The sequence below is a fragment of the Clostridium lamae genome, from assembly GCF_033043255.1.
In the GTDB taxonomy this organism is placed as follows: Bacteria; Bacillota; Clostridia; order Clostridiales; family Clostridiaceae; genus Clostridium; species Clostridium lamae.
Map to the genome: position 1 here is coordinate 62,463 of NZ_JASCQJ010000001.1, position 22,249 is coordinate 84,711.

The window sequence follows — 22,249 nt, forward strand, 5'->3', positions numbered from 1 at the left end:
AATATTTAGTAACAAGTATAAAATATTAAAAGGAAAAGGTCAACGAGTATGAAAAAAAGTATTAATTGGTTAATTGAATATTTTTCTGAAAATTCTATAGAATTTGTTGATATTTTTAAGAGTGGCTTACCTCCAAAAGAAAAAGATCTTAATAGAAGAACGGCTAAGAACTTATGCGGGATTGTAATACCTATACAAGGAGAATGCTCATTTTCATTAAATGACGATAAATATAATTTGAATAAAAATAAAATACTTCATTGTGGATCAAATATGAAGATAAGAGTGGAGACAGAGGATTTAGGTATAGAATATTATGTAGTTCATTATAAAAATATTGCAGCTCCTGAAAAGTTTAAGGACATAGAAGAAGAATCTTTTTATTTAGAAATCGAGGATAGACTATTGTTATTAAAGTACTGTGAAAGTATTATTGATAAATCATTAAGTCCAGATAATTATTCGAAGTTTTCTTGTAAAGTTGATTTCATAAATTTTATAGACGAATTAGTAAAAAATGTGAGAGCATCACAGTATAACGATAAATTAAAGCTAGTTAATAGGGGAATTGAGTACATAAATAAGAACTATAATTATCCAATATCGATAAGCGAGATATCAGATATGTTAGAAATGGATAGAAGAAGATTTAGTGAAATCTTTCAAGAAATTACAGGTCTATCGCCTATAAAATATTTAACAGAATATAGATTAAAGGAAGCTAAAAGATTATTAAGATTTTCAGGTTATACAATTTCTGAAATAGCTGATATGACTGGATATAATGATTGCTTTTATTTTAGTAAAACATTTAAAAAGAATGTAGGGGTATGCCCTAGAAGGTATAGAGAAATTAATAGTGATTTTACTGAAAACTTAATAATTAAACGGTAAATTCGGCAAAAGTACAAAAAATATTTAATAAAGTCTATTTTACCACTCATAATATTCTGATAAAATAATCATTAGTTGAAAATGATTATCATTATGAATGGAGGATACACATGAAAAAATATTTAGCATTATTGCTATCAACAATCCTAGTTGGAAGTTTAACAGCTTGCGGAGCAAAGGAAACAACAGAACAAGATAATGTAGAAAATGTAGAGAGCGCAGATACACCATTTACAGTAAATTATTTAGGACAAGATTATTCCTTTGACAAAAAGGTTGAAAATGTAGTTCTTGCAAGTTTAGAAGGTATGGAAGATGTAGCAGCTCTAGGTATTAAAGCAGTAGGTGTTTTAGAAGTTGCTGGAGAGGTACCTAAGTACTTAGCTGAAGATTTTAATGGTGCAGCTTTAGTTGGAGATAAAAAAGCTCCTAATCCAGAAGCTATATTAGGATTAGACCCTGACGTTATTATAGGAACTTCAAAATTCTCAGAAGAAGTGATGGGGCAATTAAATAAGATAGCAGTAACAATACCATATTCACATATATCATCTAATTGGAAAGATAATCTTGTAGCTTTAGGAGAGATAACAGATAAGACAGATGAAGCTAATAAATTAATTTCAGATTACGAAGCAAAAGCTTCAGATGCAAAAGAAAAAGTTTCAAGTGAATATAAGGATCAAGATATTTTAGTTATTAGAGTTAGAGGCGGAATAATGTATGTATATCCAGCAGATGTATATTTAAATCCAGTTTTATATACAGATTTAGGATTAAAAGTTCCAGATATAGTTACTCAAGCGAAAGCACAAGCTGAATTAACAATTGAAACTTTAGCTGAAATAAATCCAGATGCAATCTTCTTACAATTTGAAGATAGTGAAAATACAGATGCTCCAGAAGCACTAAATGAACTTTTAGCAAATCCTATATTTACAAGCTTAGAAGCTTCTAAAAATGACAAAGTATTTGTAAATACTGTTGAACCTTTAGCTCAAGGTGGAACAGCTTGGTCAAAGGTTAGATTCTTAGATGCAGTTGTAGATAATCTATTAAAATAAAAAGTGAGTATAAAAGTATAATTTAATTTTAGAAACTCCGTCAGGAGTTTCTTCTTTAATTTTACATTTTACATTTTACATTTTACATTGCGCTTCAGCGCTAACTTTAAGGGGATAAATATGAGGGATCTTAATAAGAAATTTTTATTAATATTTATAATATGTATAGTAGGAATAATTAGTGTGACTATTTTATCAGTAAGTATGGGAACTAAGGCCATACCAAAAGAAGTAGTCTATGATGCTATTTTTAAATTTGATGAAAGTAATGTAGATCATATAATAATTAGAAATAATAGATTACCAAGAACTATTGCTGTATTAGTAGTTGGAGGTTTTTTAGCTGTAGCTGGTTCAATTATGCAAGGAATAACAAGAAATTATTTAGCTTCTCCAGCTCTTATGGGAGTAAATGATGGTTCAGCTTTTTTAATTACTATAGCAATGGTTTTTTATCCAGGTCTTTCAAATGGGAGTCTAATTTTAGTTTCTATAATTGGATCTATAATAGGAGCTGTACTAGTATTAGGTATAGGCTCGTCTATAAAAAATGGGTTATCTCCTGTTAGACTTGCAATTATAGGAACAATAATAGGGAGCTTTTTAAGTAGTTTAGGCTCTGCTATTGCAATGTACTTTCAGGTTTCTCAGACCATTTCAGCTTGGTACAATACAAAGGTTCATACTGTGAATAATGACTTATTAAAGATTATAGTACCAATAGGTCTTATTGGCATTTTAATATCAATAATGGTAGCAAAGGATATTACTATAACTTCTTTAGGCGAAGATATAGCTATTAGCTTAGGACAAAAAACTAATATAGTAAAATATTTATCTATGGCAGCTGTAGTATTATTAACAGCTACTTCTGTTGCATTAGTAGGAAAAATTGCTTTTGTTGGATTAGTTATACCAAATATTACGAGGATGATAGTTGGACATGATTATAAATATATTATTCCATATTCCTTAATAGGTGGAGCATTTTTCTTAGGACTATGTGATTTAATAAGTAGGTACATATCTTTTCCGTTTGAAACACCAATCGGAACTGTAACTGCTATTATAGGCGTACCTTTCTTCTTATATATGATAAAAGTAAAGGGAGGAGCTAAAAATGCATAGGAAAAAACTTAAATATTCTTTTGTAATAATAGCATTAGTTATATTAATCTTAGCAGCTTTTTATATACATTTAATTAATGGAATGTTTGATATAAGCGTTTTAGAGGTATTTCAAACTTTATTCAATTTAAATGATAATGAGAAATTTAGATTAGTAGTTTTTGAATTTAGGCTTCCAAGAATAGTTATAGCTATATTAATTGGAATAGGGCTATCAATAGCGGGTCTTTTTCTTCAAGGAATTACAAAAAATGAATTAGCTGATCCAGGAATTTTAGGGATAAATTCTGGTGCAGGAGCAGCAGTTATAATATATATGTATTTTGTTAATTTTAAAGCATCAGCGTCTGATGGAAGTAATATTTTAAGTATATTTGCAATGCCTGTGTTTGGATTTATTGGAGGGCTTTTAGCTGCCTTAATAATATTATTATTTTCAAATAATAATAAAAAGATGGATATGCAAAGGCTTATCCTAACTGGTATAGCAGTAAATAGTGGATTTTCAGCTGTTTCAATGCTTTTTTCTATGAAGATGAATGCTTCAGATTTTGAATTTGCAGCTATTTGGCAAGCTGGTTCAATATATAATGCAAACTGCACTTTCATTTATATGATGCTCCCTTGGATAATAATTTTAAGTTTGTATCTTTATAGAAAAGTTCATTTATTAGATTATTTTCAATTAGAAGAAAGCAGTATAGTTAGCTTAGGTATAGATTTAGACAAAGAAAAAAGAAAACTATTATTTGCTTGCGTTGGATTAATTAGCTCCTGTGTATGTGTAGCTGGGAATATAGGATTTATCGGATTGATGGCACCACATATAGCTAGACAATTAGTAGGTATAAAGCATAGAAAACTTATGCCAGTAACCGCTTTAGTTGGAGTTTTTCTTTTAATATTATCAGATTTTATTGCTAAAACTGTTTTTGCACCATCAGAATTAGCTGTTGGGATAGTAATATCTATAATAGGAATTCCTTATTTTATATATTTATTATACAAATCGTAAAGAGGTAGGATATGAAAAAAGCTATTGATATTAAAAATTTAAAAGTAGGATATGATAAAAAAATTATAATTAAAGATTTAAACCTTACTCTTGAAAAAGGTAAGATAACTAGCATTATTGGTGCTAATGGATGTGGTAAATCAACTTTATTAAAAAGTATAGGAAGAATATTAAAAAAAGAAAAAGGAAATATATTTCTTCTAGATAAAGATATGAATGATATGAAGAGTAAGGAAATAGCAGAAAAGCTAGCTATATTATCTCAAAATCCAACTGCACCTTCTCAGCTTAAGGTTGAAGAGCTGGTCTCTTATGGAAGATATCCTCATAGAAATAATGTAAATAAATTATCAAATGAAGATAAAAATAAAATTGAATGGGCGTTAGAAGTGACAAATACACTTGAGTTTAGAGATAGAGAATTATCAGATTTATCAGGTGGACAAAGACAAAGGGTTTGGTTAGCCATGGCATTGGCACAAGATACAGAGATATTATTGTTAGATGAACCAACAACTTTTTTAGATATGTCTCATCAACTTGAGGTACTTAATATTGTAAAGAATTTAAATGATAAAGAAGGTTGTACTGTAGTAATGGTGTTACATGATATAAATCATGCTGCTAAGTATTCTGATTTTATTGTAGCAATGAGAAGTGGCAAGATACTTTATAATGATGAACCAAATTCAATAATGAATAAGAAGGTTTTAAAGGATATTTACAATATAGATGCAGACCTTGTAAAAAGTGAAAATTATGATGTGCCATTATGTTTAAATTATGAATTATTATAATAAAAATGTATAAGATTGATTAACCTCAATCTTATACATTTTTTATTTGTTTAGATGTGAAAATAAATGAATAAGAAGGGGGAAATATACAAGATAAATTTATGGAAATATATATTTTTATTTCATAATAGTAAATATTTTGTTAATAAAGTAAAAAAATGTAGAAAAATGAGGGAAAAACTTATATTATAGGAAATAGTTTTAATTAGAATTAATAAAATTCAATAAAATTTTATTTATGAACATCAGGGGGGAATATATGCACAATAGGATAAAAGCACTAATAGTTGCAGCTATGGTTGCTACCAATAGTGTTTCTCCAACATTAGAGGTATTAGCTAATGAACTTGAGAGGGAGAGAGTTAGTGAAGAAATTGCAACTATTTTAACTACAGAAGAAAAAACTGAAAATAACATTACTTTAGATATTAATGAAAGTGAAAAAGTAGATAAAGAAGAAAGTGTTGATGAAAAAACTGAAGATAGTATAACTTTAGATATTGACGAAAGTAAAAGTGAAGAAAAAGAAAAAATCGCTGATAAACAAGAAATTGTTAATAAAGAAGAAAACTTGATTCAGAATCAAACAAATATTTTAGAAGAGAATACTAATGTAACAACTAAGGGAATAAATAAGTTAGAAATTAAACCAAATCAAGGAGCTTATGATTGGGGATATGGTGCTACTAACGAAATTGCTATACTTGTAGACTTCGATAATATAACTAATAAAAAGGTGTTAGAAATAGAATTAGCAGAAGGAATGGCATTTGATAGATACCCTGTAAAAGGTAGTCCTTCAAATAAAATAGAGTATGAGGGGACAAATGAAGATAAAGCAGTAATAGCAAATGTTTTAGAAAGACCTGTTAAAGATTTAATTACAAATCAATATAGTGGTAAGTTATCATATGAAATTAATAGCTCAACAAGAACAGCAAATATTGTAATTAAAGTATCTGTAGATAGATATAAATATTATGGGCCTAAGGAAATACAAAATGCAATTAAAGTTACAGTGAAAGAAAGTGATAAAGTACAAAAATCAGAAACTATAAATGTACAAGCTGTAAATAATACCTTAGGTGAGAAAAATAATTCATTAAATATAAGTGCAACAGGAAGAACAATGCAAGCACAACGAGGAGATGAAGCTACTACATACAGTTATTTCAGAAATACAACCTCTAAAGTACAAACTGATAATAATGGTATAATGAGTTTTACATATATAAAAAGTGCAATATTAACTATGTACTATCCTAAACATACAACTTTTGTAGATGTTAATAATTTACCAGATGGTGCTACAGTTGAAAATAAGCCAGCAGATAATAAAGTTATAATAACTATGCCTAATCAAACCATTGAAAATAGCAATGTTAGTTTAACTTACAAGGTAGATAGTGATGCTCCATATGGAATTATAGAGTCAAAAAATAATAATACTATGGAAGTTGAATATTATGATGGAACAAAACAAACTTTAATAGCAGATAAATTAGATAGTGTACAAGTAGTTGATCCTAACACATTAGGTTCTATTATAGAGATGAGTGTATTAGATGGATATTATCATGATTATAATGGTAACAGTTTATCAATGGGTGGATATATATATTTAGATAAAGCTACTTTAATAGAATATACTGATCAAGTGTTTGAATATAGTTTTTCAAATTGGAAAACTAGAAAAGTTTTATTACCATATGGAATAAATGATGTAGTAGATATAAAATATACACTTATTGGAGATACAACAGAATATTCTATGACTATTGATCAGCTTTCTGATTTTGGAGGAGAGAATAGACTAATTGATGCAGATAAATTAAATATTGGTGATGATAAATACTTTGAAAAAGTAGTCTTTGAAGTGAAAAGTATACAAAAAGATTTAAATCATATTGATAAAGGAAGACATAATAAATATACTATAAGCTTTGGAGAGTTAGAAGGTGGATTTGATAAAGGAAGTACAACTGTAAAAATATATTCTAAAGCAAATCCAAATGTAAAGAGAGAGATAAGTAGAGAAATAACAAGAGTTAGTAAACCAGAAAAAATAGCTATATCATCTGGAGGGGCTTCTGTTACAGAAACAGCAGATAAATCATATAAAGCTAAAACTATTTTTGAGGCTAATAAAGGGTTTACTAGAGAAAAAGAGTTCTCTCATTACTTAGAAAATCCTGAGATAATTATAAGAATGCCTCAAGGATTTAATCTGTCAAAATCAAGTATAAAATTAACTCAAGATAAACTTCCAATAAACTTTAATATTACTGAACATATTAGTAAAGTAGATGGAGCAGTAATATATACACTTGAAACTACAGATGTTAAGATTGGTGGATTTGATCCAATAACATTAGCAGTAAATCCAACTCTTAATATTGAATTTGATTTTACTGTAGATGCTAATGTTGGTGGATTATTTAATATAAATCAGATGATATTTATAGGGAAAAAAGGTGCCAATATAGATAAATATTATGGAAATGCAGATATTGTAGTTTCAACAGATGACTTTGGTCTACTTCCAACAGGGGAAAATAGATCCCTTGGAAGAAGTGAGTCTAAAGAATTTGATATAATAAAAACAAGCGAGCTTATTGTAACAACACATGTTAGAGACAGTGGAAGTCATATTGATAAAAAACCATATGATAAAGCTGACGAAGAAAATACAGCTATAAAAATAACAAAAGATAGTCTTATAGACTTTATAGTTAGAATTGAAAATAATACTTTAAATGCAACTAAAGAAGTTGAAGTTTATGTACCAATTCCTAAAAAAGGACTTAATATGGGCATTGACGTTCAAGAGGAAGAATTTACTTGGGATATGGAGCTTGTTAAAGATCAAAATGGAAATGTGGTAAATGCAAGTGATATATTTGAAATTTCCTATGGAATAACAGAGAGTGGAAAGACTAAATATAGTAGTGATTATTCTCCAAATGCAGATGTTGTGAAAATTGTAGCTAAAAAGGATATAGAAGCAAGCAAGATTGAAGAAATAAAGTTTACCTTTAAAGCTGTAGATGATATACCAGAAGAACAAGTAGGTTCACTTAATGTATTTAATGCAATTTATACTAAGAAATATGATAGTGGTTCTAAAGTAATATTAAAAGGAAATTCTGTAGGATTTAAGTTAGCAACAGGAAATATTAAAGGAATAGCATTCTTAGATAATGATAGAGATGGATTATACATAGGTAAAGATAATAATGGAGTAGATATATTATTAGCCGATATAGAAGTTGAACTATTTGACAAGTCAGGGACATTAATAGCAAAAAGTAAAACAAATTCAAATGGTGAATATAGCTTTGAAGGATTGTCTGATGGAGAGTATGAAGTTAAAGTAATAAATAAAGAAGGAGCTTTAGATCCAAATACAGCAGGGGCGAAAAGATTTACAAAAACAACAACGATTTCAGGAGACTCATATAAAAATGATTCAGATTTAGTAAGCACAGATAATGAAACTGCTAGTCTATCAATTAGTATGCCAACTAAATCAAATATAAATGATTATATAAATGATTATATAAATGTTGGATTTGTTGAACCTATTAATATTAGTATAATAACAGATGGAAATGGAACAGTATCAGGAACAAATTCGGGGAATTATAGAATTTGGCAGTTTGATGAAATAGAATCCCCTGAGACAGTAACACCAAATATTGGATATAACTTTGTTAATTATACTAATGCCGATACTGGAGCAGTGTTTACTTTCCCAAGTGAAGTAAGCTCAGATACTACTATAAAAGCTAACTTTGAAAAAATAAGATATCAAGTAAGTCTTCATGCGAATGAGGGAACTAATGGTAGTAAAACAGCAATAGAAGTAGCTTTTGATGAGTCAATAAAGGATGGATTAGATTCATTAACACCTGATGAGCTACCAACAAGAAAGGGATATAAACTAGTTGGATGGGCTAGAAAAGAAGATGGAACTGGCATAATTGGAAAAGATGATAAAATGGAAGATTCATCAATAACTCTGTATGCAGTATGGGAAAAAGTAGTATACACAGTAGACCTTAATGCAAATAATGGAGTAGCAGGTAGTAAACCACAATTAGAATTAACTTTTGAAGATAACATAAAAGATTCATTAGATTCGTTAACACCTGATGAACTACCAACAAGAAAGGGATATAAACTAGTTGGATGGTCTAGAAAAGAAGACGGAACTGGCTTAATTGGAAAAGATGATAAGATGGAAGATTCATCAATAACTCTTTATGCAGTATGGGAAAAAGTAGTATACACAGTAGACCTTAATGCAAATGATGGAGTAGCAGGTAGTAAACCACAATTAGGATTAACTTTTGAAGATAACATAAAAGATTCCCTAGACTCATTAACACCTGATGAGCTACCAATAAGAAAGGGATATAAACTAGTTGGATGGGCAAGAAATGAAGATGGAACTGGCTTAATTGGAAAAGATGATAAGATGGAAGATTCATCAATAACTCTTTATGCAGTATGGGATAAGGCATCTGTAATAAAAGGAGCAACTGATATAACAATTAAGGTAGGAAGTTCATTGGATCTAATGGATGGAATAGATGCAGAAGACACTGAAGATGGAAACCTAAAAGGAAGTATAGTAGTAAGTGGGGATAAATTGGATACAAATGTACCAGGAAGATACGAAGTAATCTACACAGTAACAGATAGTGCAGGAAACATAACTACAGTAACAAGAGTTGTGACAGTAGATGGAGCACCAGTAATAACAGGAGTTATAGATACAACAATTAAAGTAGGAAGTTCATTTGACCTAATGGATGGAGTAGATGCAGCAGACACTGAAGATGGAAACCTAAAAGGAAGTATAGTAGTAAGTGGAGATAAATTAGATACAAATGTACCAGGAAGATACGAAGTAATCTACACAGTAAAAGATAGTGCCGGAAACGAAACTACAATAACAAGAGTTGTGACAGTAGATGGAGCACCAGTAATAACAGGAGTTACAGATACAACAATTAAAGTAGGAAGTTCATTAGACCTAATGAATGGAATAGATGCAATAGACGCTGAAGATGGAAACCTAAAAGGAAGTATAGTAGTAACTGGAGATAAATTAGATACAAATGTACCAGGAAGATACGAAATAATATACACAGTAACAGATAGTGCAGGAAACGAAACTACAGTAAAAAGAATAGTAACCGTATATGGAGCTCCAGTAATAATAGGAACTGAGGATACAACACTTAAGGTAGGAAGTGAATTTGATCCATTAGCTGGAGTAACTGCAAAAGATACTGAAGGCAAAGAATTAAATATATCAATAAGTGGAGACATAGTAGATGTAAATAAACCAGGAAAATATACTGTAACATATACAGTGATAGATGATATAGGAAATACAACTACTGTAAAAAGAATAGTAACTGTATATGGAAATCCAGCAATAATAGGAACTGATGATATAACACTTAAGGTAGGAAGTGAATTTGATCCATTAGCTGGAGTAACTGCAAAAGATACCGAAGGTAAAGAATTAAATATATCAATAAGTGGAGACACAGTAGATATAAATAAACCAGGAAAGTACACTGTAACATATACTGCTACGGATGATTTAGGAAATGTAACTACTGTAAATAGAATAGTAATAATAGAAGAGATAAACAATTCATTAGAACCAGATGATTCTGTTGATAAAGAAGAAACAGAGGAAGAAGCACCAGAAGATTCTGTTGATAAAGAGGAAACAGAGGAAGAAGCACCAGAAGATTCTGTTGATAAAGAAGAAACAGAGGAAGAGGCACCAGAAGATTCCGTTGATAAAGAGGAAACAGAGGAAGAAGCACCAGAAGATTCTGTAGATAAAGAAGAAACAGAGGAAGAAGCACCAGAAGATTCTGTAGATAAAGAAGAAACAGAGGAAGAGGCACCAGAAGATTCTGTAGATAAAGAAGAAACAGAGGAAGAAACACCAGAAGATTCTGTTGATAAAGAAGAAACAGATGAAGAAGAAAAAACAGAGGGAAATGAATCAATAAATTCTAACATCCCTAATACTGGTGATAAAGGTATGTTCTCATATTTATTATTAGCTATGTCTTCTATGATAGGTTTAGTGAAAAGTACGAAACGTAAAAAAGAGTAATATAAATTTACAATCTAAATTGTATTAATGTATTAATAAAAATTAGCAGCAAACTAGATTGAAAGTATTTTTATTTTCAATCTAGTTTGTTGTTTTTTATTAAATATTTTTAGAAAGATATGAAAAGTATATATACTGTAAAAATAAAATCAAATGTAGTACAATATTCATAGAGTTAAATTAGTACCTGGAGGACAAAAAAATGGAGTTATTACCATTAGGATCAATAGTTGTTTTAAGAGATGGATATAAAAAATTAATAGTAATTGGAAGAAAAATATATTCAGGAAATGGTGAGAATCTAAATGATTATTTAGGATGTCTTTATCCAGAGGGATATTTAGGTGAAGAACATTGTTATGTTTTTAATAATGAAGATATAGATCAAGTTATACATAGAGGATATTCAGATTTAGAAGAAGAGACATTTATAAAAGCGTTAAAAGAAATGATTTAAAAGATGCATAAGACTGTAACTAACAGTTTTATGCATCTTTTTTGCGTAAATAGAAGGATTACCTCTTATTAGGGGTAGAGCTATAGAGGCGTACAACCCTTATAATATCTAGCTGGACAAATTTGTCACCAACGTTAGTTGACAAAAGGAAGGTTTCTTCAAATTGAATTAGGTAGTAGTCATACATATAATTAGATTATAAAGTAAAAGTTTACAACAGAATAAAAATAAAATAAATGGAGGGGAATTTAATGACAAATTCTAAAACTACTACAAAAGATACTATGCAGAGATTTGGAAAATTTCTAAGTGGTATGGTAATGCCTAACATTGGAGCTTTTATAGCTTGGGGACTTATAACAGCATTTTTTATTCCTACTGGATGGACACCAAATGAATCATTATCAACTTTAGTTGATCCAATGATTAAGTACTTATTACCTCTATTAATTGGTTTCACTGGCGGTAAAATGGTTGCAGGATCAAGAGGTGGAGTTATCGGAGCAGTTGCGACTATGGGAGTTATAGTTGGTGCAGAGATTCCAATGTTTATTGGAGCTATGATAATGGGACCTTTAGCAGGCTTCGTAATTAAGAAATTTGACGAAGCTGTTGAAGGAAAAGTACCAGCAGGCTTTGAAATGTTAGTAAACAACTTCTCAATCGGTATTTTAGGAATGCTAATGGCTATACTTGCATACTTTGCAATAGGACCAGTAGTTGTTCTATTAACAGGTTTCTTAAAAGCAGGTGTTGAATGGCTAGTTTCAAGAAAGTTATTACCTTTAGTTTCAATCTTTATAGAACCAGGTAAGATTTTATTCTTAAACAATGCAATTAATCATGGAATTCTAGGACCAATAGGAATAGAACAAGTTCAAGAAGCAGGAAAATCAATAATGTTCTTACTAGAAGCGAATCCAGGTCCAGGATTAGGTATTCTTTTAGCTTATTGGATGTATAGTAAGGGAGCTGTAAAGCAATCTGCACCAGGAGCAGTAATAATACACTTCCTTGGAGGTATTCACGAAATTTACTTCCCATACGTATTAATGAACCCAGCACTTATCTTAGCTGTAATGGCTGGAGGAGCATCAGGTATATTAACATTCTCAATTTTAGGAGCTGGTCTTGTAGCAACTCCTTCACCAGGAAGTATATTTGCATTAATAGCAATGGCACCAAAGGGCGGATTATTACCAGTTCTAGCTGGAGTTTTAGTTGCAACAGTAGTTTCATTCATAGTAGCAGCACCATTTGTTAAGAGAGCTGCAAAAAGTGGAAAAGAAGAGAATCTTGAAGAAGCAAAAGCAAAAGTAAAAGAAATGAAAAATATAAATAAATCAAGCATTAAGAAAATAGTTTTTGCTTGTGATGCCGGAATGGGATCAAGCGCAATGGGGGCTTCAAGATTTAGAAATAAGATTAAAGAATTAGGACTTGGAATAGAAGTTGTTCATGCATCAGTTGACGAAATACCAAGTGGTACTGATATTGTAGTTACTCATAATACTTTAATAGAAAGAGCTAAAAAATCTTCACCAAATTCAGAAGTTATTGGAATTCAAAACTTCTTAACAGATGATAATATACAAGCGTTATTTGACAGATTAGCAAATAAAGAGTTAGCAGGTGCTACAAAATAAATTAATAGATAATAATACTCGAAAAGGCGTAAAATATTTGCGTCTTTTCTTTATTATTTATGAAGTTATATAAAGATTACTATAGGAACACCTATTTTTAATAAAGATTGTTATATTAATACCATTCTCAAGAAATAGATAATAGTCTGATATAATTAAATTAAAAATTAGATATTTATTTAGAAATGTCACTATCTAATTGAGACAATTATAATGGATGATTAAATTGAGTTAAGATATATCAAGGTTTAAAATAAAGGTGTAAGGAGTTGGGTAATCAAAAATGTCATTATTGGAGAGGTTTAATATGAAAACTAAAAAACTAAACTCTAGACAGAAAGAAATAATAAAGATATTAACTAAATCTACAGTTACGAATCCGTTAACAACGGCTTCAATAGCAGAGAAGTTATCAATAAGTTCTAGAACTGTACTTAGGGAAATGCCTAAGATAGAAGTATGGCTAGAAGAAAATGAATTTAAATTTATTAAAAAGCCAGGAGTAGGCTTAGTAATTGATGAAAGCTTAGAAAACCAAAAATTAATATTAGAATTACTAGAAATAGAAAAAATTGAAAAAGAGTACTCTAAAGAAGAGAGAAAAAAGATAGTGATTAGTGAACTTCTTATTTCACAAGAGCCAATTAAATTATTTTACTTTACATCACTTTTAAAGGTTTCAGAAGGAACTTTAAGTAATGATTTAGACAGTATAGAAGAATGGTTAAGAAAATTCAATATAAAGTTAGTTAGAAAACCAGGGCTAGGAATTTATGTTGAAGGTAAAGAAGATGATTACAGAAAGGCTTTAACTAATATCTTATATGATACTTTAGAAGAAAAAGAATTAATTAACCTTCTAAAAGGCTCCTTAATGACAAATAAAGATAATGGGGTAATAGAATTTTCAATAGAAAATAGACTTTTAAACTTCATAGATAAAGCTATTATTAAGTCTATTGAAGAAATTGTTGGAGGATTAGAAAAAGAAAATGATATTAAGCTTGTTGATAGCGCTTATATAGGCTTAGTAGTTCACTTATCTCTAGCAATTCAAAGAATAAAAAATAAAGAAAACATAAAGATGGATAAAGAAGTTTTAGATGAATTATCTAAACTACCAGAGTTTAAAATAGGAGAAAGATTAGTAAGAAACATTGAAAAGAAGTTTAATATAGAAATTCCAGTAGATGAAATTGGATATATAACAATGCACCTAAAGGGAGCTAAACTTAGGCTAAATTCTATTTCAGAATTAGAAAATGATATAGCTAATCTTGATATTAAGAGTATTTCGATAAAGATAATTGAAGTGATAGAAAAAGAATTAAGTGTTTTCTTAAAAGATGACGAAAAGCTTCTAAAGGATCTTACGAACCATTTAGTACCTGCTATTAATAGATTAAAGATGAAAATGAATATAAGAAATCCTTTATTAAAGAATATTAAACAAAAATACCCTATGGAATATATTGCTACGAAAAAAGCTTGTGAAATATTAAAGATAAGTACCAATGTGGAAGAAATACCAGAACCAGAGATAGCATATATAACAATGCACATAGCAGCAGCTATTTATAAAAAAGGATTTGAGGAGAAAATTAAAGTTGTGATTTCTTGTCCAACAGGTATAGGTACATCCAGTTTATTAGCAGCAATACTTGAAAAAGAATTCAATAATGTGACTGTTGCAGATACAATTTCTGCAATAAATATTAATGAAGATAGACTTAAGGAAGAACAAGTAGATCTTATAGTATCTACAGTACCATTAGAGATAGACTTTAAAAATATTTGTGTTGATCCAATTTTATCTATACAAGACAAAGCAGTATTACAAGATAACTTTAGAAAAATACTTAAGCAAAAGAAATATAAAAATATAATAAAAAAAGTAGATAATAATAAGAAAATGGGAATAAGAGAAATTACTGAAATAGGTAATGAAATCTTATTGATAGTTGATAATGTTCAAGTAAAAGAAATAAATAGTGCTAATAATGTTGAAGAACTTATATATGAAGCTAGTTATTTATTTACAGATAAAATAAATGAAGCTGAAGAAATAAGAAATAATATATTAAGTAGAGAAAAAATTAATAGTACTTATATAGAAGATTTAGGTATATTACTTTTACATTGCAAATGTAAATGTTTAGATGGGGGTAGATTTGGATATTTAAAAACAACTAATAATTTCAATTATGAGAAGGGGTCAATTAGTGGTGCTTTAGTATCTATAATACCTGAAAATCCTAAAGAAATTACTTCACAGCTTATAAGTAAAATAAATGGAGCAGTTATTGAGGATGAAAATTTCTTAAGGAGTTTAAATGAAGAAAATAGTAAAGAAGTATCTATAAGAGTTGAGAAAATATTAAAAGAGATCTTTATAAAAAAAATACAGATGAGCTTGGAGGGATAGGAAGTGATTAAAGCTAAAATTCAAGTATTTGGCAGATTCTTAAGTTCTTTGGTTATGCCAAATATAGGAGCATTTATTGCTTGGGGATTTATGACAGCACTTTTTATTCCAGAAGGATGGTTTCCCAATGAAAGATTAGCAGCATTAATAGAGCCAATGATAAAATATTTACTTCCCTTGTTAGTTGGAATAAAGGGAGGAAATATTATTGCAGGCTATAGAGGGGGACTTATATCAGCAGTAGTAACAATGGCAATGATAGTAGGAGCAGATGTTCCAATCTTAATTGGAGCAATGATAATTGGACCACTATCTGCTTATGTAATAAAGATATTTGATAAGTTAATAGAAGATAGAATTCCAGCTGGCTTTGAAATGCTAGTTAACAATTTTTCCATGGGAATAATTAGCATGATTCTAGCACTAATAGCTTTTTTAACGGTTGGACCAATAATTTCTGGAGCAACAACTTTTTTAAAAAACGGAGCAGAAGTTATTATATCAAAAGGGTTTATTCCACTTATCTCAATTTTTATTGAACCAGCAAAAATTTTATTCTTAAATAATGCTATAAATCACGGAGTATTATCTCCAATAGGGATGGAGCAAGCAAAAGAAGCTGGTAAATCAATTATGTTTTTATTAGAGTCTAATCCAGGACCTGGCTTAGGTATTATTTTAGCTTATTTGCTATATGGCAAGGGAGCAGAAAAGCAATCAGCTTTAGGAGCGTGGATAATTCACTTTTTTGGTGGTATTCATGAAATCTATTTTCCATATGTCCTAATGAATCCATTATTATTACTAGCAGTAATTTCAGGAGGAATGGCTGGAACTTTAATATTTTCTATATTAGGAGCAGGGCTAGTTGCAACACCATCGCCAGGAAGTATATTTGCATTAATGGCTTTATCACCAAAAGGAGGAATTTTTCAAATGTTAGTAGGAGTAATAGTAGCAACAGCAGTTTCATTTATTATTGCAATACCATTTGTGAAGATGGCATCTAAAAATAAAGAGATAAGGGAAGAAGAAGAAATAAAAAGAGAATATGTAGAAGTGAGTAAGATTGATAATGACGAAATTAAGAAAATAGTGTTTGCCTGTGATGCAGGAATGGGCTCAAGTGCTATGGGAGCAACAAGATTTAAGAAAAGAATTAAGAATTTGGGCTTGAAAATAGAAGTAACTAACTCATCAGTAGATGCTATACCAGAAGATGCTGATTTAGTGATAAGTCATATAAAGTTAGTTGATAGGGTAAAAAGAAATTCACCAAATGCAGAGCATATATTTATAGACGATTTCTTAAGTGATAGAAAAATTGATAAATTATTTGAAAGGTTTGAGAATAATATGTTGGAAAAGTTAAAACAAAAAATGCAAAGAAAAGATACCTCAAATGTACAAGAGGAAAATGATAAATTACCAATATTATCAGAAAGAAATATAGTGCTTGGATTAGAAAGTGAAAGTAAAGAAGAGGCAATTAAAAGAGCTGGAAATTTATTAGTAAAGGGTGGATATGTAAAAGAAAGTTACGTTGATGCAATGTTAGAAAGAGAAGAAGTTGTTTCAACTTATATAGGAATGGGAGTTGCAATTCCACATGGAATAGGAGTAGCAAAGAGAGAAATAAAATCTTCAGGTATAGTAGTTCTTCAATACCCAAATGGTGTTGATTTTGGAGAAGAGCTTGCTTACTTAGTTGTAGGAATAGCTGGAGTAGGAGATGAGCATATTGAAATATTATCTAATATAGCAATATCATTAGAAGATATGGAACTAGTAGAAAGACTTAAAAATACTAAAAGTGTAGATGAGATATTAGAAGTATTTCAAAAATAAGGAGGGGTTATTATGAAGAAGGCTATACAATTTGGAGCAGGGAATATAGGAAGAGGATTTATTGGAGCCTTATTAGCAAAAGCTGGATATCATGTTATTTTTGCAGATGTAAATGAAACTATAATAAATAAGATCAATGAAGATAAGAAATATACTATTAATATAATGGATGTTCAATGTTTAGAAGAAAAAGTAGAAAATATAAGTGGTGTACTATCAACGGATAAGGAAATCTATAATGAAATTAATGAAGCAAGTATAATTACAACTGCTGTTGGCCCCTTAATTTTATCTAAAATTGCAGTAACTATTGCAGAAGGAATAAAGACAAGAAAAGAGAATGGTAAAGAAGAATATCTAAATATAATAGCATGTGAAAATGCAGTTAATGCAAGCTCACAGCTTAAAAGTGAAGTTATAAAATATCTAAATGAAAAAGAGTTAGAATATTTAGAAAAATATATAGGTTTTCCGAATTGTTCAGTTGATAGAATAGTTCCCCCTGTGAAAAGTGAAAATATTCTAGATGTTGTAGTAGAGAACTTTCATGAGTGGAATGTTGAGAAAACTGCCTTTAAGGGTCAAATTCCTAATATAGAAGGAATGAATTTAGTAGAGAATTTAGTAGCATATATAGAAAGAAAACTATTTACGTTAAATACTGGACATGCTATAACAGCTTATTTTGGATATTTAAAGGGATATAAGACAATAGATGAAAGTATAAATGATGAAAAGATATATAACTTTGTAAGAAAAGCTATGATAGAAAGTGGAGAAGCTTTAATTGCTAAATATGGTTTTGATAGAGAAAGTCATATTAAATATATAGATAAGATAATTAGTAGATTTAAAAATCCTTATTTGAAGGATGATGTTGCCAGAGTTGGAAGGGAACCATTAAGAAAGTTAAATAAAGATGATAGATTGATAAAGCCATTAATAACCGCTAGATCATATAATATAAATTCAGATAACTTACTATTAGGCGTTGGAGCTGCTATGCATTATAAGAATGATGAGGATGAGCAGAGTGTAAAGTTACAGAGTTTAATAAAAAGTAAAGGGATAAAGGGGTCATTATCAGAAGTAGCAAAGATACCAGAAGATAGTGAAATATTAATTAAAATTGAGGATTACTATAATCAAGTTAGAGGCTTAATAGAAGGCTGAAAGATAAATAAAAAATAAATTAGCTCAAGAACTATTAAATTGAATTTAGATTTAATAGTTCTTTTACATATATATAATTAAATAAATGTACATTTTTAATTATTTTTGCAAAATATATTAGGAAAAGTATAGTTCTAATTAAAAACATAATTAGAATAAAAAGTGTATTAAAAATAAACTTTTTATATTGTAAATTGTAATAAATTGTTATAATATGTATTTATAAGGAAGAATATATAATTTAAATATTTGATTTAAAAATGAAAGTAAAAAAAGGGGATTTACAGGGGAGAATTTATGAGAGAACAAAATATTAAGATTATTAGTACGGGAGTATATCATCCAGAAAACAAAGTAAATAACGAATATTTTATAAGTCATTTTAAGGAAATAGGAATTGATGTTGAAGGATTATTAGAACATCTGGAAAGAGAAGAGAGATATCTTTCTAATGATAAGAATGAAACTGTTATTACTATGGCATATGATGCAAGTATGAAAGCGTTAAATGAAGCAAATCTAAATATTAGAGATATAGATTTACTTATATTTGCAACAGATACTCCAGAATACACATCACCATCTAATGCAGTAAAGTTGTTAGACATGCTAGGTAGAGGAGATGTTAGGATTAAGATGGCATATGACACAAATTCAAATTGTCTAGGAATGATAACAGCACTAGATCAAGCAAGTAGAATACTTATGACAAATAAAAGATTTAAAAGAGCTCTAGTAGTTGGAGGAATTTTATTTAGTTCTGTTGGAAATTCAAAGGATTCTGTTTCATATCCTAATTTTGGGGATGCAGCAGCCGCTGTTATTTTAGATAAAGTAGAGGAAGATGAAAAAAGTGGATTTATTGATTCTATACATCTAGCACAGACATCAGAATCTAACAATATACTCATGCCTAAAATAGGATATTCAAGCATTACAAAAAATGGTGTGGAAAATGGTGAGGATAATAAATGGTTTTGGGAACCTTTTGATGGAAGTTTTATATCTGATGTATGGGTAGATTTAATTAAAGAAATTGCAGAAGATAATGAAATTAGTCCCAAAGATATTAATCATCTTATATTTTCTCAATTTACAGTTCCAGACGCTAGACTTACTTTACGAAAGCTGGGGATAGATGTTAATAAGACAACTTACATAGGTAATGAGTATGGATATACAGGAACTACTAGTCCTATATTAGCACTTGATAGAGCATTAAAAACTGGAAGAATTAATAAAGGGGATTATGTAACATTAGCATCTATGGGATCAGGGTCAGTAGTAACGGTATTGCTATTTAAGTTTTAAATGCTATTCCAAATGGAAAGCATACGAAATATATAACTTAAGGAGGATTCATTTATGAAAAAATATCAAGGTAAGAATTCAAGTTATCAATTAGAGGTGGACAAGGTTAAAAAGGTATTTCATGCAGAAGCTTCAGGATTCTTTAGTGAAGAAGATGGAATATCTTTTTTAAGAGATTATGATGAAATAACAAAAACATTTCCAGCAAAAGAGTATTCATTAATCATCGATGCACCAGAATTAAAACCGTCAAGCCAAGAGGTAGCCAAAATACTAGGGGACTTATTAAAAAAATATATGGAAGTGCCATTCAATAAGAGATTCTTAGTTACTAAGGGAAATGTAATAACTGTTTCTCAATTTAAAAGACTAGGTAAAGAAGTACCAGGATGGACAGAATCAGTAAAATATGTAGATAATTATAATGATGCATTAAAGGCTATTTAATGGATAGCAATTAAAACATAAGTACAATATATAAGTGTGAAAAACTTTCTAAAGGTTTAATAGAGAGGCTTTCACACTTTTTTATATAACTTTTATATGGAAAAGGTGAATGTTGTTACATTATTTAGTTTTCTTTATTTTTTGTGCAACCATTTTGGAGGTTTTAAAGTCTAATATATGTAACAAAACATATGCGCATATTGGGAGTTACAGGAGGTAAATATGGAGTTAATGATAAAAAAAGCACAAAAGGGAGATAAAGAAGCCTTTATTAAATTAATAAACGAATATACTCTAGATATGTATAAAGTGGCTAAGTCAAAATTAAATTCTGAAGAGGATATTGGAGATGCTATACAAGAAACTATTTTATCAGCTTATAAAAATATATGCATTTTAAAGGAAGTAAGGTATTTTAAAACTTGGATAATAAAAATACTTATAAATAAATGTAATGACATTATAAACAAAAATAAGAAAATAGTATATGTTGAAGAATACTATGATGATTCAAACAATAGTTTAGCAGTTGATAATATAACTATTGAAGAAAATATTATTTTTTTAGAAACATTAAGCATTTTAAATGAAGAGTATAGAATAGTTGTAATTTTATATTATGTTGAGGGATTTAATACAAGAGAAATAAGCAAAATATTAAAGGAAAAAGAAGGGACTATAAAATCAAGACTTAGTAGAGCAAGGAAACAGTTAAAAGAATATTATTTGAAATATGATAATGAAGAATCTTCTATTAATTTTAATTTAGGAGGTAATATAAGTTGAATATGAATTTAGATAAAAAAATTGAGAGCGAATTAAAAAAAGATATAAAAATACCTGAGACTGTATTATGTAAGGTTAACAAAGCCTTTGAAGAAATTAGAGAAGAAGAAGTAGTTATATCAAAATCGGTATTTACATTTAATAAAAAGCTAGTTGCTTCACTATTAGCAGCATTTATTATAAGTGGAATTCTAATTAATCCAAAAGTCCTTGCAAGTATAAGCTCAATTTTTAAAGATAGAGGAATTCAAGAGGCTACCAATAATGGTTATATTAAGGAGTTTGAAGAGAATTCAGTTAAAAATAGTAATGTTACGATGAATATTGGAGCTATAGTATCAGATAAAAATAAAATCGGAATTGCCTTTACCTTAAAATTTGATAACATTCATAATTTAAAAGATGTTAAGGATATTAAGCTTGGATTAAGTATAAAAGATAATAATGGCAGGGTTCTTGTTGAACATCTACAAGAAGGTATTCATATACAGATGAATATTAGTGAAAGTTGGAATACAGATATCAGTAATAAAAACAATGGTGAAATAAAATATTATTTAACTCTTTATTCCACTAAAGGAGAGTTAGATAATATTAATAATCTATCAATAAATATAGATGAAATAAAGTTAATTGGTGAAGATGTTAGAAGTTTTACTGATATAGCTGGAGAATGGAGATTTGCATTAGATTTAGATAGCAACTTGAAAGAAATAGAGACAATAAAATATGTATTAGAAAAAAGTAATGATATTGCTAGTTTGAATTATTTTGAAGTAATGCCAACAGGAAGTATTATTAATATGAGAATAAACAAAAGAATAGATGAAAGTATAGTAAATAGAATTAAACTCACTGATGAAAGTGGGGAGAAAATATATAATTTTACTAATGGAAACATGGAAGAAACTGAAAGTGGAGTAAATATTTCATTTATGTACGACTTAACTACTTTTGATAAATTAGATAAAATAAAAATAATAGTTAAAGATATTGAAGGTGAGGATATAGTATTAAACTTAGCTAAAGAGAATAAATAAAATAATATATTAGAAAAAAATTCGAAAACTATGAATTATAAGATTCATAGTTTTTATTTCTTTATAA

At 29.0% G+C, this 22,249-nt stretch carries 15 protein-coding genes; all 15 read left to right on the top strand.

Features of this window, described 5'->3' with window-relative positions:
* Positions 1-48 precede the first annotated feature (48 nt).
* The 15 genes from QK892_RS00265 (at position 49) to QK892_RS00335 (ending at position 22,182) form a co-directional block, all read left to right on the top strand.
* The gene (locus QK892_RS00265) at positions 49-894 is read left to right on the top strand and encodes a helix-turn-helix domain-containing protein (RefSeq protein WP_317271512.1); all 846 of its coding nucleotides are present in this window, start codon (positions 49-51) and stop codon (positions 892-894) included.
* Between the two features lie 110 nt (positions 895-1,004).
* Positions 1,005-1,958, top strand: coding sequence for an ABC transporter substrate-binding protein (locus QK892_RS00270; protein ID WP_317271513.1), 954 nt, complete (start codon positions 1,005-1,007; stop codon positions 1,956-1,958).
* Positions 1,959-2,078: 120 nt separating this feature from the next.
* Positions 2,079-3,086: a FecCD family ABC transporter permease gene (locus tag QK892_RS00275; RefSeq protein ID WP_317271514.1), complete on the top strand. Its 1,008-nt coding sequence runs from the start codon at positions 2,079-2,081 to the stop codon at positions 3,084-3,086.
* The gene (locus QK892_RS00280; protein WP_317271515.1) at positions 3,079-4,101 is read left to right on the top strand and encodes a FecCD family ABC transporter permease; all 1,023 of its coding nucleotides are present in this window, start codon (positions 3,079-3,081) and stop codon (positions 4,099-4,101) included. Before QK892_RS00275 ends, QK892_RS00280 begins: the two co-directional genes overlap by 8 nt.
* An 11-nt stretch (positions 4,102-4,112) precedes the next feature.
* The gene (locus QK892_RS00285; RefSeq protein ID WP_317271516.1) at positions 4,113-4,898 is read left to right on the top strand and encodes an ABC transporter ATP-binding protein; all 786 of its coding nucleotides are present in this window, start codon (positions 4,113-4,115) and stop codon (positions 4,896-4,898) included.
* Positions 4,899-5,157: 259 nt separating this feature from the next.
* On the top strand, positions 5,158-11,049 hold the full coding sequence (locus tag QK892_RS00290; protein WP_317271517.1) for an immunoglobulin-like domain-containing protein: 5,892 nt from the start codon (positions 5,158-5,160) through the stop codon (positions 11,047-11,049).
* A gap of 202 nt (positions 11,050-11,251) precedes the next feature.
* A complete protein-coding gene (locus QK892_RS00295) occupies positions 11,252-11,506 on the top strand; it encodes a DUF4176 domain-containing protein (RefSeq protein ID WP_317271518.1) in 255 nt (84 codons plus the stop codon).
* A gap of 251 nt (positions 11,507-11,757) precedes the next feature.
* Positions 11,758-13,152: a PTS mannitol transporter subunit IICB gene (locus QK892_RS00300; RefSeq protein ID WP_317271519.1), complete on the top strand. Its 1,395-nt coding sequence runs from the start codon at positions 11,758-11,760 to the stop codon at positions 13,150-13,152.
* A 307-nt stretch (positions 13,153-13,459) separates the two neighbouring features.
* Entirely contained in the window at positions 13,460-15,577 is a 2,118-nt protein-coding gene (locus QK892_RS00305; RefSeq protein WP_317271520.1) for a transcription antiterminator, read from the top strand.
* A 6-nt stretch (positions 15,578-15,583) separates the two neighbouring features.
* Positions 15,584-17,425, top strand: coding sequence for a PTS mannitol transporter subunit IICBA (locus QK892_RS00310; protein ID WP_317271660.1), 1,842 nt, complete (start codon positions 15,584-15,586; stop codon positions 17,423-17,425).
* 12 nt (positions 17,426-17,437) lie between these two features.
* The gene (locus tag QK892_RS00315; protein WP_317271521.1) at positions 17,438-18,598 is read left to right on the top strand and encodes a mannitol-1-phosphate 5-dehydrogenase; all 1,161 of its coding nucleotides are present in this window, start codon (positions 17,438-17,440) and stop codon (positions 18,596-18,598) included.
* 297 nt (positions 18,599-18,895) lie between these two features.
* Positions 18,896-19,909, top strand: coding sequence for a ketoacyl-ACP synthase III (locus tag QK892_RS00320; protein ID WP_317271522.1), 1,014 nt, complete (start codon positions 18,896-18,898; stop codon positions 19,907-19,909).
* Positions 19,910-19,963: 54 nt separating this feature from the next.
* On the top strand, positions 19,964-20,356 hold the full coding sequence (locus QK892_RS00325; RefSeq protein WP_317271523.1) for a hypothetical protein: 393 nt from the start codon (positions 19,964-19,966) through the stop codon (positions 20,354-20,356).
* Between the two features lie 222 nt (positions 20,357-20,578).
* Complete coding sequence (locus QK892_RS00330; RefSeq protein WP_317271524.1) at positions 20,579-21,142, top strand: RNA polymerase sigma factor; 564 nt, start codon at positions 20,579-20,581, stop codon at positions 21,140-21,142.
* The gene (locus QK892_RS00335) at positions 21,139-22,182 is read left to right on the top strand and encodes a hypothetical protein (RefSeq protein WP_317271525.1); all 1,044 of its coding nucleotides are present in this window, start codon (positions 21,139-21,141) and stop codon (positions 22,180-22,182) included. The genes QK892_RS00330 and QK892_RS00335 overlap by 4 nt, the downstream gene beginning before the upstream one ends.
* Positions 22,183-22,249 lie beyond the last annotated feature (67 nt).

Coding starts and splice junctions, on each gene's coding strand:
- QK892_RS00265 (WP_317271512.1), top strand. CDS start 49: ATGAAAAAAAGTATTAATTGGTTAATTGAATATTTTTCTGAAAATTCT.
- QK892_RS00270 (WP_317271513.1), top strand. CDS start 1,005: ATGAAAAAATATTTAGCATTATTGCTATCAACAATCCTAGTTGGAAGT.
- QK892_RS00275 (WP_317271514.1), top strand. CDS start 2,079: ATGAGGGATCTTAATAAGAAATTTTTATTAATATTTATAATATGTATA.
- QK892_RS00280 (WP_317271515.1), top strand. CDS start 3,079: ATGCATAGGAAAAAACTTAAATATTCTTTTGTAATAATAGCATTAGTT.
- QK892_RS00285 (WP_317271516.1), top strand. CDS start 4,113: ATGAAAAAAGCTATTGATATTAAAAATTTAAAAGTAGGATATGATAAA.
- QK892_RS00290 (WP_317271517.1), top strand. CDS start 5,158: ATGCACAATAGGATAAAAGCACTAATAGTTGCAGCTATGGTTGCTACC.
- QK892_RS00295 (WP_317271518.1), top strand. CDS start 11,252: ATGGAGTTATTACCATTAGGATCAATAGTTGTTTTAAGAGATGGATAT.
- QK892_RS00300 (WP_317271519.1), top strand. CDS start 11,758: ATGACAAATTCTAAAACTACTACAAAAGATACTATGCAGAGATTTGGA.
- QK892_RS00305 (WP_317271520.1), top strand. CDS start 13,460: ATGAAAACTAAAAAACTAAACTCTAGACAGAAAGAAATAATAAAGATA.
- QK892_RS00315 (WP_317271521.1), top strand. CDS start 17,438: ATGAAGAAGGCTATACAATTTGGAGCAGGGAATATAGGAAGAGGATTT.
- QK892_RS00320 (WP_317271522.1), top strand. CDS start 18,896: ATGAGAGAACAAAATATTAAGATTATTAGTACGGGAGTATATCATCCA.
- QK892_RS00325 (WP_317271523.1), top strand. CDS start 19,964: ATGAAAAAATATCAAGGTAAGAATTCAAGTTATCAATTAGAGGTGGAC.
- QK892_RS00330 (WP_317271524.1), top strand. CDS start 20,579: ATGGAGTTAATGATAAAAAAAGCACAAAAGGGAGATAAAGAAGCCTTT.